This is a genomic window from Nocardia sp. NPDC051463, assembly GCF_040681975.1.
GTDB lineage: Bacteria > Actinomycetota > Actinomycetes > Mycobacteriales > Mycobacteriaceae > Nocardia.
In genome coordinates, this window is sequence record NZ_JBFBAB010000013.1 from 54,592 (window position 1) to 69,793 (window position 15,202).

Genomic DNA, 15,202 nt, shown 5'->3' on the forward strand with positions numbered 1-15,202 from the left:
CTGGTTTGGTGCGAATTCGGCGGTATTGCCGAGCGCATGGAGGAAGGAGCCACCATGGCGACGATGGGAGCAGAGCTCGCAACCGCGCCTGGCACCACGCTGATGGAGCAGGTCACCGACGGGCCCTCGGGATTCACCGGCGTCGAAGGGACGCCCGAGTGGGCGCGGGAGATCAAGCGATTGGCGCGCGAGCGCAACGCCACGATTCTCGCGCACAACTACCAGCTGCCCGAGATCCAGGACGTGGCCGATCATGTCGGCGACTCGCTGGCGCTGTCCCGGATCGCGGCCGAGGCGCCCGAGGACACCATCGTGTTCTGCGGCGTGCATTTCATGGCGGAGACGGCCAAGATCCTCAGCCCCGAGAAGACCGTGCTGATTCCGGACCAGCGGGCAGGCTGCTCGCTCGCCGATTCCATCACCGCGGACGAATTGCGCGCATGGAAGGCCGAATTCCCGAACGCCGTCGTCGTGTCGTATGTGAACACCACGGCCGCGGTGAAGGCACTCACCGACATCTGCTGCACCTCCTCGAACGCGGTGGACGTGGTCGCCTCGATCGACCCGGACCGCGAGGTGCTGTTCCTGCCGGACCAGTTCCTCGGCGCACACGTCAAGCGCGTCACCGGTCGCGAGAACATGCAGATCTGGGCGGGCGAGTGCCATGTGCACGCGGGCATCAACGGTGACGAGCTGCAGGAGCAGGCCCGCACCCACCCGGACGCCGAACTGTTCGTGCACCCCGAATGCGGTTGCGCCACTTCGGCGTTGTATCTCGCGGGTGCGGGTTCGTTCCCTGCCGATCGGGTGCACATCCTGTCCACCGGCGGCATGATCGATGCGGCCAGGGTCGCCAAGTCGAGCCAGGTGCTCGTCGCCACCGAGGTAGGCATGCTGCACCAGCTGCGCAAGGCCGCCCCCGGCATCGACTTCCAGGCCGTCAACGACCGGGCCTCGTGCAAGTACATGAAGATGATCACCCCGGCCGCGCTGCTTCGGGCCTTGGTGGAAAACCGCGACGAGGTGCACGTCGATCTGGAAACCGCTGCGCTGGCCCGTAATTCGGTGCAGCGCATGATCGAGATCGGCAACCCGGGCGGTGGGGAATGAATGCCGTTCGCGCGATGCTGGAAATGGTTGCGCGGGAATATGATCCGGTGCGCCCGCGGATCGAGATCGGTAACCGGGCACACGTGCTCGTCCGGGGCGGCAGGAGCAAATGACGATCGCGCCGCCCCGGATCGACTGGGAGGCCGACGCTGACCTGATCGTGATCGGCGGCGGTGTCGCCGGTCTGACCGCGGCGCGCACTGCGTCGCTGCGCGGCCTCCGGGTGCTCATTCTCAGCAAGGGCGGAGCGACCGACACCTCCACCCAGTACGCCCAGGGCGGCATCGCTGTCGTCGCGCCGCACGGGGATTCGGTGGAGTCGCATGTGGACGACACGGTCGAGGCCGGTGCCGGACTCTGCGATGTCGATGCGGTGCGGTCGATCGTGGCAGGCGGGCAAGACGCGATCGCCGCGCTGACGGACCTGGGGGCGGTATTCGATCTCGGTCGCGACGGCCAGATTTCGCGCACCCGCGAGGGCGGGCACAGCACTCGACGGATCATCCACGCCGGCGGCGACGCCACCGGCGCCGAGGTGCAGCGTGCATTGAACGCGGCAGGTCTGCCGGTTCTCTTCGGCACCGCGGCACTGGAGATTGTCACCGGTCCCAGCGGTGTGCAGGGCGTGATCGCGGTGTCCGAGCGCGGATTAGGGGTTGTGCACGCACCGGCGGTGCTGCTGGCCACCGGTGGGCTCGGCCAGCTGTACGCCCTCAGCACCAACCCGCCCGGGGCGACCGCGGACGGTATCGCGCTGGCGCTGTGGGCCGGAGCGACCGTGGCCGATCTCGAATTCGTCCAGTTCCACCCGACGGTGCTGTACACGCCGGGCGGGATCGGTCGCAGGCCGCTGATCAGCGAAGCCGTCCGCGGCGAGGGTGCGACACTGGTGGATTCCGAAGGCAATTCGGTGACCGCTGGGGTGCACCCCCGTGGTGATCTGGCTCCCCGTGACGTGGTGTCGCGGGCCATCGCGGAGCGGATGCGAGCACTCGGCGCCGACCACGTGTATCTCGATGCCAGGTCCATCGACGGTTTCCCGCAACGATTTCCGACGATCACCGCCTCCTGCCTGGCCGCGGGCATCGATCCGCGCACCGATCTCATCCCGGTTGCTCCTGCCGCGCACTACCAATGCGGCGGGGTGGTCACCGACACGCACGGTCGCACCGCCGTCCCTGGTTTGTACGCGGCGGGCGAGGTAGCGCGAACCGGCCTGCACGGCGCGAATCGGCTGGCCTCCAACAGTCTGCTCGAGGGGCTCGTCGTGGGCGAACGCGCCGGGGCGGCCGCGACGGAACGTCTCGGTGCGGAAGCGCCCATCACGGAAATCCCGCTCCGTGCGGTTCCTCGCGTCGACCGAATGCTGGTGCAGCAGTTGATGACTGCCCACGGCTCCGTCGTCCGCGACGGCGCCGGTCTGTCCGATGCGACACGCAGGCTGGAGCATGCGGTGCTGCATCGCGTGACGCGGACGGGCCACAGTTCGGCGGTGCGTGACAGCCGTGCCACGGGCGGTGCGGCGGCGATCGATCCGTCGGTGGACGATGCCGCGGCGATTTCCGGCGATCGGGCGGTGCGAGACGGTCATGGGGTGTGTAATGGCGCGGCAGCGCAGACAGACGCGTCGTCACCGAACGGCGTTGTGCCGCTGACCGGCCCCGCGCACGACTCGGCGGGCAGCATTGCGGCGCAACGGATCGCCGAGTTCGAGGACGCCGCGCTCACCTTGACTGCTCGTGTGCTGCTGCTGGCCGCCGCGGCCCGCACCGAGAGCCGCGGTTGCCACACCCGCTCCGACTACCAGGAGCCGACCGAACGACGGCAACACAGCGTCGCATTCCGTCTGGGCTCCGAGGGCCAACCGGTCCCGGCCCCCGACGGATTCGCCGTCGCCGACCCCTGGCCCCGTGACTCCCTCCCGAGCGCATCGTGACCGCCGGGGCGATGAGTGGCGCATGGTTGCGGCACATCGCGGGCAGCGCCCGCGATGGTGCGCGTCTCACCTCGGCTCGGGGCCGTGAGTACTGCCCGCTGCGGGCGTGGAGAGTAGGAGTGCAGTGATGAGTTCGGAGAGTGGACTCGAACGGAGCGAGGTGCTCGCGCTCATTCGAAAGGCATTGGACGAGGATCTGCGGTACGGACCCGACATCACTACTGCGGCAACCGTTCCCGCGGATGCGGCAGTGAAGGCGTCGGTGGTATCGCGGCAGCCGGGAACGGTCGCCGGGCTCGATGTCGGGTTGCTCGTCCTCGACGAGGTGATCGGGGCAGGGAACTACGAGGTCACCGACCGGGTTGCCGATGGTACTCGGGTGACATCGGGACAATCGGTGCTCGGATTGGTCGCACCGACGCGCGGCCTGCTCACCGCCGAGCGCACCATGCTGAATCTGGTCTGCCACCTGTCGGGCATCGCGACGGCCACCGCCGCGTGGGTGGACGAAGTCGCAGGCACGCAATGCCGGATCCGTGACAGCCGAAAGACATTGCCAGGCTTGCGCGCTCTGCAAAAGTACGCGGTGCGGGTAGGTGGGGGAGTGAACCACCGGATGGGTCTCGGCGACGCCGCGCTGATCAAGGACAACCACGTGGTCGCCGCCGGTTCGGTGGTCGATGCGCTGCGTGCGGTCCGCGCCATGGCCCCGGACATCGCCTGCGAAGTCGAGGTCGACAGCCTCGAACAACTGGACGCGGTGCTGGCCGAAAACGTGGAACTCGTCCTACTGGACAACTTCCCGCTTTGGCAGACCCAGGCCGCCGTCCAGCGGCGCGACGCCAAGGCCCCGCAAACCCGACTCGAGTCCTCCGGCGGCCTGACCCTCGACGACGCCGCCGACTACGCCCGCACCGGCGTCGACTACCTCGCGGTGGGAGCACTCACTCACTCGGTGCGAGTGCTCGACCTCGGCTTGGATATGTAGGCGGACCGTCGGTGGCCGAGCCGCTCGATCGCGGCTCGCATCGCATCGCCGATGCGAGCCGGCTCAAGCCGTGAGTTCACGCTCGAGTGGGGTGCGGAAACGGGGGATGGCGCGGACCTCGCCGAACCAGTCGGTGGTGCGGGCGACTTCGGCGTCGATCATGGCCGCGACGTCGGAGCCGACGTCTTCCAGGAGGCGGTAGGCGATCTCGCCGTCCTTGCGCTGTGCCCAGCCGCCGACGATGCGGCCGTCGCACCAGATGGTGGGGCCGATATTGCCATTGCGGTCGAACAGGGCCGGCGCGTGCGGGCCCAGATACCAGTCGCGCGACTGCCAGCCCATCGGGGTGGGGTCGAGAGCGGGCAGCAGCGAGACCCAGGGGTCGGGCGTGGGGACGGGCTCGAGGTCGTCGGCGAGCAGGATGCCGGTGGCACCATCCAGGTCGACCTCGACGGTATCGAGGAGGGCGAGGGCCTTGCGGACGTCGCCGAGGGACCACCCGGTCCACCATTTGATGTCGGCGACGGGGGCGGGACCGAAGGCCGACAACCATTTTCGGACCAGTTCGGCGCGCGCGAGGTCCGCGGGCATCCTCGCGACACCGTCGGGCAGCCATGATTCCGCCGGGGTCCAGCTGTATTGGCTGCTTGTCCAGCTGCCGTTCGGGCGACCGCGCACGATGCGGCCTTCGACACCGAGGATCACGAGCACCCAGGTGGTGATGCTGGTCGGCTTCGAATAGGCCTTCCCCGGTGCCGGATCCACCTGCGTGCGCAACCGAGGCACATCCTTGCTCAGTTGGGCGCCGGTGGCCGCTCCGCGGGCGAGCAGCGCCTTGTGGGTCTCGTCTTCGACATCCGCGAGCCATTCGCGAACATTGCCGTCGACCACACCGGCTACCTCGAGAAACTTGCCATAGGTGCGGCGCTGCTTGTCGGCGAGCGCGTCCGCGCACGAAGCCTGTAGGACCGGCAACAGCTCCACCGGCGCGACGAACATGGTCCGCCGCATCGCGAGCAATCGCAGCAGGGTGCGGTCGTCGTACAGCGCCCGCTCGACGTGCGCCGGAGTGAGGGTATGGCTGCGTGCGCCGACCGATAGGAACACCGTCGCGGGATCGGTCGCGTGCAGAACGACGAGCGACCGTGCGATATCGGTGACCGCATCGGTGCGGGCAGCAGTGGCAAGTCGGTGTCGTACCGCGAGCCGTGCCCGCCGCTGTGCCGCATCAATCGAACGCATAGGCGAATCTTAACCGCCGTGGCCGATCTTCGACGACGTCGGACGCGTGCGTCAGAGCCCGAAGCTCGGCGGTTTCAGTCCGCCGGTCGCCAGGCGCGCACGAGAGCGAGCAGGCCGGGGAAGCGCGCGTCGAGATCCTCGATGCGCACGCGGCTGCGCCGTTCGAGCCCGTATTGCTGCTGGCGCGTGACGCCTGCCTCGCGCAGTACTCGAAAGTGGTGGGTGAGTGTGGATTTCGGTCGATCGATGCCGAACCAGCCGCAGGAGCGATCGGTGTCGGGCGACTCGAGTAGCAGCTTCTGCACGATGTGTAGTCGCAGCGGGTCGCTCAGTACGCCGAGCACGTCTTCGAGGCGGAGATCGGCGCGGGCGGGCTCGGGCAGGGGCGCGACGGTGGTGTCGGGTGCGCGGGTGGCCGACGGCATCGGGTCTCCTCGGTTCGTGGACGCCTTGTACGAGTTCTATCGTACTAGATGCTAAGTTCGAATATTGTCGTACCAGTACTAGAGGAATCGAACTAGGAGATCGCATGACGGCAGTCGTGACTCGGCCGCAAGGGGCGGCCGGCAAAAACCGGGCACACAGCGCGATGATCTGGTTGGCGGCCTGGCCGGTGTTCGCGGTATTCGTTCTGTCGAACGCGCCGACCCCGCTGTATGTCGTCTGGCAGCGCTCACTCGGCTTCTCCTCGGGCACTTTGACCGCGATCTTCGCCTGCTACATCGCCGGTCTGCTCGGCGCACTGCTGGTGGCCGGTGTGATGTCCGATCGCCTCGGACGCAAGCCGGTGCTGCTGCCTGCGCTCGCGCTCGCGATGCTCGCGTGCGTGCTCTTCGCCACGGCGACTTCGGTACTCGTGCTCGCACTCGCTCGGCTGCTGACCGGGATCGGGGTGGGTGCCGCCGTCTCCGCCGGGATGGCGGCGGTCACCGATGTCGGCGGCCCAGAGCGCAAACGGCTTGCCGCACTGGCGGCGTCCGCGGCGATGGTGCTCGGCGCCGGGTTCGGGCCGTTGCTGGCCGGGGTGTTTTCGGAGACCTTGCCAGGCCCGACCGTCACCATTTTCGCCGTCGAGTTCGCGCTGCTGGTCTCGGCATCGCTGGTGGTCGCACGCTTGCGCTTGTCGAAGGGCGCGGGCGGGCGCGGGTCGTGGATCCGGATCCCTGCGGTGGCGCCGGGCGGACAGGCGGCGGTATTGCTCGGGATCGCTGTCTTCGCGCCCGGGATCACCGCCACCTCCTTCGTGCTGTCGCTGGGCCCGTCGTTACTGTCGGACCTGCTCGGTACCACCAACCGGGTTGTCGCGGGCGGGCTGGCCTTCGTCATGTTCCTCGGCGCGACCGGCATCCAGTTCGCGGTGCGGCGGTTGCCGATTCGCGCCATCATGGTCGGCAGTGCCGTCGCGACCGCGGCGAGCATGATCGCGCTGGCGGTGTCGGTGTCCACCGCGTCCATCGTGTTGTTCGGCGGGGCCGCCGTGCTGGCCGGTCTCGGGCAGGGAATGGGGCAATTCGCCGGACTGACGGCGATCAGTGCCGCCGTGCCCGCCGCGCGGCTGGCCGAGGCGAACGCCGCCCAGAATGTCGGCGGCTATGTGCCCGCGGCGGTACTGCCGCTCGCGGCAGGGTTCCTCAGCGACGCAATCGGTTTGACCGGTGCCACCGCCACTTTTGCCATGGTCGTGTTCACCGCCGCCGTCGCGGGTGGACTTCTTGTCGGTGTTCGCGCCGCCGGACGCGGATCGCGGCATGGCATCATGCGAGGATGACGCGCGGATACGGACTGCTCGCGGTGTGGTGTGCGGTGCTGAGCGTGCTCGCGGCGACCATTTCTGTCGCACCGTCGGTTTCGGCGGAGCCGGAATGCCCGGTGCGAGTCGCGGTGCGGCCGATCACGCTGACCGTGGACAGTGAGGATGCGACCGGGCTGGTCTACGAGCCGTACCGGTGCGCGCCGGGCGATCTCGCGCCGCGGGACCTGGTGAACGCCGTGCACGGACACGGTGGTGCGGCAACCGACTACGCGGGCTATCTGACCTCGATCGCGCAGCGCACTGCGACCCCGATCGTGTCGATGGATCTGCGCAGCGCGACCAGCGTATGGAAGCCCGGCGAATGGAACCTGTGGGCAGGCTGGCACGACATCGTCGCGGCAACCCAGTGGTACCGCGACGAGCATCCCTCGATTGCCCGCACCGTGCTGTGGGGTTGGAGTCAGGGCGGGATCATGAGCGGCCTCGCCGCGGCCAACGGGCCGCCTGGGCTGTTCGACTACTGGGTCGACAATTACGGCCCGGCAGACGATTTCACGATGTGGCTCGCCTCGGCGGGAGTCGACCCGAAGTTGCCCGCGCAGATCGAACGCGATGCGGGCGGCTGCCCGCCGACCACCTGTCCGCAGGCCTATCTCGAACGCTCGCCCGTGCTGCTGGCAGGCCGGATGGATATCGAGCGCGCGTTCCTGGTGCACGGCATCGCCGACGACGTGGTTCCCTACGCGACCAGCCTGGAGATGCGGGCAGGCCTGCGCGCCGCGGGCAAGCCGACCTCGATGTACACCATTGTCACTGGGCGAGACCTCGACGGCGTCGTGGTGCCCGGTGACCACAGTGTCGGCCCGGCGTTCTTCGAAGGCGGCTGTGTGGTCGAACGCCTGCTCACCGGCACCGAGCCGACCGACGGCCCGGACCGCGACTACGTCGTTGATGTCGCGCACGGGCTTGTCACTGTCCCCGCGGCACCGCCGAATGCGAAGTGCGCCGCCTGAGTCACGCGATTGCGGCACCGCGGCGGAACAGTTCCGGCAGCTGTGTGGTTGCCTCGATGAGTCGGACAAGAGGAAGAGGTGTGATGAGCAAGCCCGACGATCCCGCCTATCGCTGGAGCGGCGAGGAGCTGGACCTGGACGCGTATCTGGCACGCCTCGGATTCGATGGTGACCGCAGTCCGACTCTCGCGACCTTGCGGGCGCTGGTGCACGCGCACACCACCACGATCCCCTTCGAGAATCTGGAGATCATCCTCGGCCGTGACATTCCGCTGGATCTGGAGTCGTTGCAGAACAAGATGATCCGGCAACGCCGCGGCGGCTACTGCTACGAGAACGTCGGGCTGTTCGCGGCCGTGCTGGAGCGGCTCGGGTTCGGCGTCACCGGTCTCAGCGGCCGCGTGACCATGGGCGTCGACATCGGCCTACGGCCTGCCACCCATGCGCTGCTGCGCGTGACGACCAGCGACGACGACCGGGCGTGGCTCTGCGATGTCGGATTCGGTTCCGGCCCGCTTCAGCCCTACGAGCTGACCGAAAGTCGTGGTGAGTTCGCCATCGGCGAGTGGCGATTCCGGTTGGAGCGCACCAGCGGCGAGCTCGACAGCGACCTGTGGGTGCTGCACCAGTTCGGCCGTGACGGCTGGGTCACCCGCTACACCTTCACCCTGAATCCGCAGTACCGGATAGATTTCGCGGTGGGCAATCACTTCGTGTCGACCTCGGCGCGTTCGCCTTTCACCATGCGGCCGTTCGTGCAACGGTTCCTCCCGGAGGTCCATCACATCCTGGACGGCACCACCTGGACGGTAGAACGCCCGGACGGCTCGGGCGAGGTGCGGGAGCTGACACCCGGCGAACTGCCCAAGATCCTGTCGGAAGTCTTCGACATCGACCTCGCCGACGCCGACGCAGCGGCGTTGGCCGACGGGCCGTGGCTCGCGGGCTGACCAGCGGTCGGCGGCGCCTCGATGCCACGTGGCTACCCCGATGCGCCGCCGTCGCCCGATACAGTCGGCCGGGTGCGCACCCACCGGAAGGTCCTCATCCTGTTCGCCGCGCCCGCCTTGGTGTTGACCGGTTGCAGTTCCGGTCCGGACCAGCCTGACACCGTCGCAGGGCAATTCGCCGACGCGCTGAACCGTGACGATATCGCCGCCGCCGCGGCCTTGACCGACGATCCGACCGAGGCCGCGCACAGGCTGAACGGGCTCTACGACGGTCTCGGCAAAGACGTGACCTTCGAGGTCCGCTCGGTGGACAAGAACTCCTTCACCCTTGCCGCCACCTGGAAGTTCGGACCGGACGGCAAGAACGTGTGGACCTACACCACCACAACCGGCGCCGCGCACGACACCGGCGATGGCTGGAAGGTCGAGTGGGATCCGACCGCCGTCGCGCCCGGGCTCGACATCGGTTCGCCGACCTACGACCCGGTGTACCCCCGGCCCGCCCGCATCCTCGACGCGTCCGGCGGCGAACTGCTGACCCAGCAGGTGGTGACGCTGGTGAACGTGAGTCCCGGCGCGGACACCGCCGCGATCGCCGCCATCGTCGGTCCGTTGGCCCCGGGCCTCACCGAGCAATCACTGCAGGCGGATCTCGCCGCGGCCCAAGGCAAGCCGATCACCGCGATCACCCTGCGCGCTGTCGACATCGCGCCGATCCAGGCCGCGCTCGAGACGGCTCGCGGCGTCACCCTCGCCCCGCAGACCCGGCTGCTGACCAACGACAAGTCGCTGGCGTCGCCGACGTTGGCGGGCCTGGCCGAGCTTTGGCAGGAGCAAGTCGACGCGGCAACGGGTTGGGCGGTGGGTGTCCGGATTCCCGACGGCAGCAAGCGCCTCGCCGGGCGGGATCCGCAGCCGACCGCCGACATCACGACCACGCTGAATCTCGACCTGCAGCATGCCGCCGAGGAGGCGCTCACGCCGATCGCGCAGCCCGCCGCGATCGTGGCGCTGCAACCGTCCACCGGCAATGTGCTCGCGGTCGCCCAGAATGCCGCCGCCGACGCACAGGGCCCGATCGCGCTCACCGGTCTGTACCCGCCGGGGTCGACCTTCAAGACCGTCACGGTTTCGGCCGCGTTGCTGGCGGGATCGGTCACGCCGGACACTGTGCTGCCGTGTCCTGGCGTCGCGAATATCGAGGGCCGCCGGATCCCGAACGACGACAACTTCGACCTCGGTCAGGTGCCGCTGCACACCGCCTTCGCGCGCTCCTGCAACACCACCATGGGTGAGTTAGCGGTGAAGTTGCCGACCGACGCGTTGACGAAAGCGGCCGCACAGCTCGGTCTGGGTGTCGACTACGTCACACCGGGATTGACCACCGTCACCGGTAAGGTGCCGGCCGCCGAAACCCCCGCGCAACGCGTCGAATCCGGTATCGGACAGGGCCAGGTGACAGCCTCGCCGTTCGGGATGGCGTTGGTCGCGGCCGCGCTCGCCCGCGGTTCGGCGCCCGCACCCGTCCTGGTGGCCGGGCGGCCCGGCGTCGCGGACAAGACCGCGGAACTGCTGCCGCCGACCGTCGATGACCAGGTGAAATCCATGATGCGCGAGACCATCACCGGTGGTACCGCCACCGCGCTGCGTGACATCCCCGGCCTGCTCGGCAAGACCGGCACCGCGGAGTACCTCGACGACAAGCACGCCCACGGTTGGTTCGTCGGTATCGACGCAGACCTGGCGTTCGCCGTATTCGTCAGTGACGCGGGGAGTTCGGGCCCCGCGGTGGCGGCTGCCGGACGTATGCTGCGGGCTCGGCGATAGTCATTGCCGCGGTCTGGGCGGCGGATATGTCACTGCTGTCGCGTGCCCTGGATTGCGGCCCGCTACACTCGTCCCCGAAACGCGTGGGTGGTCAATACGCGGTATGTCACGATTTCGAGAAGGTTCGGAGTAGGCGCCATCGATACCGGTCAATTGATCGCGGAACACTACCGCCTGGTCGAGCGGATTGGTAGCGGCGGCACAGGTGTCGTCTGGCGTGCCATGGACGAACGGCTGCAGCGCTCGGTAGCGGTCAAACAGATCCACATCCAGCCCAGCCTGCCTCCGGCAGATCGCGACGTCATGCGACAGCGAGCGATCCGTGAGGCGCGCAATGCGGCCCGATTCCAGCATCCGAACGCCATCGTGGTGTTCGACATCACCGAACACGAGGGCGACCCCTGTCTGGTGATGGAGTACATGAATTCGCGCAGCCTGGCCGCGGTGATCTCCGCGCAGGGCATGCTGGCGCTGCCGCAGGTCTCGCGGATGGGCGAGCAGGTGGCCTCGGCGTTGATCGCGGCGCATCAGGCGGGGATCGTGCACCGCGACGTCAAGCCGGGCAACATCCTGCTCGACGACCACGGCACGGTGAAGATCACAGATTTCGGCATCTCGCGTGCCACCGGTGACGTCACGCTCACCGAGACCGGCCTGATCTGCGGCACCGCCGCCTATCTCGCCCCGGAGTGCGCCCGCGGTGCCGATCCCACCCCGGCCTCGGACGTATTCGCCTTGGGCGCAACTCTTTTCCACGCGCTGGAGGGTGAGCCGCCCTACGGCTCGAGCGCCAACCCGCTCGCGGTGCTGTACGCGGCCGCCAACGGCCAGGTGAGCGAGCCGCGCCACGCTGGCCCGGCCACCGATTTCCTGCTGCAGCTCCTGAGTCCGGAACCCGAAGACCGGCCGACCATGCGGGCCGCGCACGACCATCTCGCCGCGCTCGCGGACTCCGGTTCCACGCCGGTACCCGCCGGATTCATCCCTGCCAGTGAGGCTTTCGGCAGACGCAAGGTCGGTGAGCCCGAATCGGCCACCCGCGCTCTGCGCCCGTCGGTCAACGCCTCGACGCAGTATCCACCCACCGAACGGCAACCGCGTCCGACGCCGCCGCCGCGAAACACCAGACAGCCCAACACGGCCGCGCATCCGCGCACCGCCGCGCATCCGCGCACGACAACGCAGCCGCGTCCGGTGCCGCGCAAGTCGAGCGGTGTGCGCAAGGCAGTGCTGATCGGCGCGTCGGTGGGTGGGTTGGTGACGGTGGTCGCGCTGCTGTTCGGTGCACTGAGCCAGGGCGGTGGCGGCACACCGTCCGGGCAGGCGAGCCCGCCGTCGTCCTCGGTGTCCTCGGGCGCCAGTTCCACGACCGCTGCCGGCACGCCGGGGCAGACGAAGAGCGTCGGCCCGGCAGACTCGCGGCAATCCATCGATCAAGTGGTGGACTTCTACAACAACCTCACCTATCTGAGGTTCGCGGCTGCATGGAAACAGTTGACTCCCGCTGCCCAGCGGGTCTACGGCAGTCAGTCGGCCTTCCAGGATTACTGGACGCAGAATCGGGTCACGGGCTTCAACACTGTTGATGCGGCCGATGGTGGTACCGGCACCAACCCCGACGGTTCGGTGGAAATCAATGTGGCCAGCGTGACCTATGCGGGTCAGAACAGGTCGGTGACGCTGCGGTTGATCAACGCCGGCAGCGGGGCCCCACTCATTGACAGCGACACCAAGGCAGCAGGCTGACCGGATCACCGCAGGCGGGAATGTGCGGTGTTCTCTCGCCATGTCGCCAGCAGCTGCAACGCTGTCGCGCTGGCCGATTCCGGCTCGGTGGTGTGCATGACCAGGGCCTGGTCCGGGTCGTCGGGCAGACGTAGCGTTTCGAAACCGAGATCCAGCCTCCCGACCACCGGGTGCAGATAGGCGTAGCGGCCGTGGGTTTTATCCTCGAGCTCGTACTTGTCCCACTGTTCGCGGAACTCCGGGATGCCGCTGAGCTCCGCGACGAGGGTGGTGATGCCCTCGTCGCCAGGATTGCGGGCCGCGTCCAGCCGCAGGTAGGCAACGACGTCGGCAGCCTTGGCGGGCCAATCCTCGTAGAGTTCGCGCATACCCTCGTCGAGGAAGACCAGTCGGGCCAGGTTGCGTTCGCGGGGCGGTAGCGCGCCGAAATCGGTGATGAGTGCCGCGGCAATCGGATTCCAGGCCAGCACGTTGGTGCCGCGGCCGACCACATACGCGGGCACCTCGCCCGCGGCGTCGAGCAGTCTGCGCAGACCCGGACGCACCTGCTGCTCGCCGGGTGGTTCGTCGCCCGACCACGGCCGCGCCAGCCGGTACAGATGGTCGCGTTCGACCGGGTTCAGCCGCAACGCCTGGGCCACCGCGTCCAGTACCGATTCCGAAAAGTGCAGTGTGCGGCCCTGTTCCAGGCGCACATAGTGATCGACACTCACGCCGGCCAGCATTGCCAGTTCTTCGCGGCGCAGGCCGGGCACCCGACGGCGGCTGCCGTAGCCGGGCAGCCCGACCTCCTCGGGACGCAGGCGCGCCCGCCGCGAACGCAGGAATTCGCCGAGTTCGGCGCGTCGATCCAGACTCACGATTCCAGTATTACGGTGCGATCGCCCGCGAGGGTGGTCGCGGTGTGCCCAGGCTCGAGCGGCGCTGTTTACTGCCGCGTCGCTCGCCGAAAGTTGTTGTCACCGCCGGAACGGTTCCGGCACGGACTGGAGACAGACACCATGAACACCACGCGCCCCTTCGGCGATACGGGCATGAACCTCACTCCGCTCGGCTTCGGCACCTGGGTGATCGCAGGCGCAGGCTGGCAGTACTCGTGGGGCACTACCGATGATGCCGACTCGATCGCCGCGATCCGGCATGCGATCGGCGCGGGTCTCAATTGGATCGACACCGCACCCGCCTACGGACTCGGCCATGCCGAGGACCTGGTCGGCACCGCGCTCGCGGGTATCCCCGAGGCCGAACGGCCGTACCTGTTCACCAAAACCGGCCTGATCTGGTCGGAAGGCGACGATCGCACCGGCCCGCCACGCCGGATCATGCGGCCCGACACGGTGCGTCAGGAGCTGGAGGCTTCGCTGCGCAGGCTGCGCGTCGACCACATCGACCTCTATCAGGTGCACTGGCCCGACACCGGCGCGGTATTCGTCTACGGCGCCGAGGGCGCGGCCGGGGGCGCGGCGACACCGTTGGCGGAGTACTGGCAGGTGATGGCCGACCTGAAGAAGGAAGGCAAGGTGCGCGCGATCGGGCTGTCCAACCACGACGCGGCACAGCTCGAGGTCGCCGAAAGCATTGCCCATGTCGATGCGATCCAGCCGCCGTTCTCGGCGATCAATCGTTCGGCGGCACCGGACATCGCCTGGGCACAGCAGCACGGCACCGGCGTGATCGTGTACTCGCCGCTGCAATCGGGGCTGCTCACCGGCGCGTTCGACGCGGAGCGGGCCCGTACCCTCGGCGCTGACGATTGGCGTTCGTCGCATCCGGACTTCACCACCGGTCTCACCGCGAACCTCGCCCTCGTCGCGGCGCTGCGCCCGATAGCCGCACGGCACGGCGTAGGCGTGGCCGAGGTGGCTCTCGCCTGGGCGACCGCATGGCCGGGCGTGACCGGCGCGATCGTCGGGGCGCGCAACGTCGCGCAGATCGACGGCTGGATCGGCGCGCGTGAGCTGACGCTGACCCCCACCGACCTCCAGGACATCGCCACCGCGATCACCACCACCGGTGCGGGAACCGGCCCCGCACTGGCCTGACGAACACCGCCCACCGCTCTACACCGAAAGAGAATCCCGATGAACCTGCACGTTGTCGCCGAATTCCGCGCCGCAGCCGGACAAGAGGACCGTCTGCGCACCGCCCTCGAAGCAATGATCGAGCCGTCACTCGCCGAACCCGGCTGCCTCGGTTACCAGCCCTACACCGACCCCAACGATGCCGCCCGGATGGTTCTCGTCGAGGAATGGACCGGCCCCGATGCCCTCGACGAGCACTTCACCACCCCGCATTTCTTTCACGTGCGCGACGTGCTCGCCGAAATCCTCGCCGAGCCGATGGTGATCAAGCGCCTCGTCACCGCCTGATCGACCCCCGCGGCCCCGCACCGGTTCTCCCGATCCGGTGCGGGGCTGTCGTGTCTTCCCGGTCGCGAGTGCAAACGATCCCATCGCCTGCCCGAGGCAGGTCCGGGTCCGGCCCGGCGTTCTATCGAGGGCCGTTGATCGGCGGCGGCGACCTCGGTGATCGCCGGATAACGTGATCGGGGCGGGCGCTGTGGCGTGATCTGTCTCTATGCGCCGGTTAACCGGTGGCGACCGCCCGATAGGCTGGTAGCCGAACTCCAAGCATGAC

Annotated in this window: 13 protein-coding genes; 10 read left to right on the forward strand and 3 right to left on the reverse strand. The window is 68.4% G+C overall.

What is annotated here, in order from left to right; all coding sequences use genetic code 11:
* The first annotated feature begins 63 nt into the window (after positions 1 to 63).
* The 3 genes from nadA (at position 64) to nadC (ending at position 4,034) form a co-directional block, all read left to right on the forward strand.
* Entirely contained in the window at positions 64 to 1,110 is a 1,047-nt protein-coding gene (gene nadA / locus AB0M74_RS18615) for a quinolinate synthase NadA (RefSeq protein ID WP_366527604.1), read from the forward strand.
* A 109-nt stretch (positions 1,111 to 1,219) separates the two neighbouring features.
* On the forward strand, positions 1,220 to 3,046 hold the full coding sequence (locus AB0M74_RS18620; protein WP_366527495.1) for an L-aspartate oxidase: 1,827 nt from the start codon (positions 1,220 to 1,222) through the stop codon (positions 3,044 to 3,046).
* 127 nt (positions 3,047 to 3,173) lie between these two features.
* The gene (nadC, locus tag AB0M74_RS18625) at positions 3,174 to 4,034 is read left to right on the forward strand and encodes a carboxylating nicotinate-nucleotide diphosphorylase (protein ID WP_366527496.1); all 861 of its coding nucleotides are present in this window, start codon (positions 3,174 to 3,176) and stop codon (positions 4,032 to 4,034) included.
* A gap of 63 nt (positions 4,035 to 4,097) precedes the next feature.
* Here nadC and AB0M74_RS18630 read toward each other — a convergent pair whose 3' ends face one another.
* Both AB0M74_RS18630 and AB0M74_RS18635 read right to left on the reverse strand, forming a co-directional pair.
* Complete coding sequence (locus AB0M74_RS18630) at positions 4,098 to 5,276, reverse strand: winged helix DNA-binding domain-containing protein (protein WP_366527497.1); 1,179 nt, start codon at positions 5,274 to 5,276, stop codon at positions 4,098 to 4,100.
* Between the two features lie 74 nt (positions 5,277 to 5,350).
* Positions 5,351 to 5,701 carry an ArsR family transcriptional regulator gene (locus AB0M74_RS18635; RefSeq protein ID WP_366527498.1) on the reverse strand — a complete coding sequence of 117 codons (351 nt, stop codon included), beginning with the start codon at positions 5,699 to 5,701 and terminating at the stop codon, positions 5,351 to 5,353.
* 104 nt (positions 5,702 to 5,805) lie between these two features.
* Between AB0M74_RS18635 and AB0M74_RS18640 the strand changes: the two genes are divergently transcribed.
* The 5 genes from AB0M74_RS18640 to AB0M74_RS18660 all read left to right on the forward strand — a co-directional run bounded on the left by AB0M74_RS18640 (position 5,806) and on the right by AB0M74_RS18660 (position 12,565).
* A complete protein-coding gene (locus AB0M74_RS18640; protein ID WP_366527499.1) occupies positions 5,806 to 7,044 on the forward strand; it encodes an MFS transporter in 1,239 nt (412 codons plus the stop codon).
* A complete protein-coding gene (locus tag AB0M74_RS18645) occupies positions 7,041 to 8,042 on the forward strand; it encodes a prolyl oligopeptidase family serine peptidase (RefSeq protein WP_366527500.1) in 1,002 nt (333 codons plus the stop codon). Before AB0M74_RS18640 ends, AB0M74_RS18645 begins: the two co-directional genes overlap by 4 nt.
* Before the next feature lie 83 nt (positions 8,043 to 8,125).
* Entirely contained in the window at positions 8,126 to 8,992 is an 867-nt protein-coding gene (locus AB0M74_RS18650) for an arylamine N-acetyltransferase (protein WP_366527501.1), read from the forward strand.
* A gap of 72 nt (positions 8,993 to 9,064) precedes the next feature.
* Positions 9,065 to 10,819, forward strand: coding sequence for a penicillin-binding transpeptidase domain-containing protein (locus tag AB0M74_RS18655; protein ID WP_366527502.1), 1,755 nt, complete (start codon positions 9,065 to 9,067; stop codon positions 10,817 to 10,819).
* Between the two features lie 87 nt (positions 10,820 to 10,906).
* Positions 10,907 to 12,565, forward strand: a complete 1,659-nt coding sequence (locus tag AB0M74_RS18660; protein WP_366527503.1) for a serine/threonine-protein kinase — start codon at positions 10,907 to 10,909, stop codon at positions 12,563 to 12,565.
* A 5-nt stretch (positions 12,566 to 12,570) separates the two neighbouring features.
* Here AB0M74_RS18660 and AB0M74_RS18665 read toward each other — a convergent pair whose 3' ends face one another.
* A complete protein-coding gene (locus tag AB0M74_RS18665) occupies positions 12,571 to 13,425 on the reverse strand; it encodes a helix-turn-helix transcriptional regulator (protein ID WP_366527504.1) in 855 nt (284 codons plus the stop codon).
* A gap of 141 nt (positions 13,426 to 13,566) precedes the next feature.
* Between AB0M74_RS18665 and AB0M74_RS18670 the strand changes: the two genes are divergently transcribed.
* The gene (locus tag AB0M74_RS18670; protein WP_366527505.1) at positions 13,567 to 14,607 is read left to right on the forward strand and encodes an aldo/keto reductase; all 1,041 of its coding nucleotides are present in this window, start codon (positions 13,567 to 13,569) and stop codon (positions 14,605 to 14,607) included.
* A gap of 39 nt (positions 14,608 to 14,646) precedes the next feature.
* Positions 14,647 to 14,934 (forward strand): putative quinol monooxygenase, encoded by a 288-nt coding sequence (locus AB0M74_RS18675; protein ID WP_366527506.1) that lies wholly within the window; start codon positions 14,647 to 14,649, stop codon positions 14,932 to 14,934.
* Positions 14,935 to 15,202: the final 268 nt, after the last annotated feature.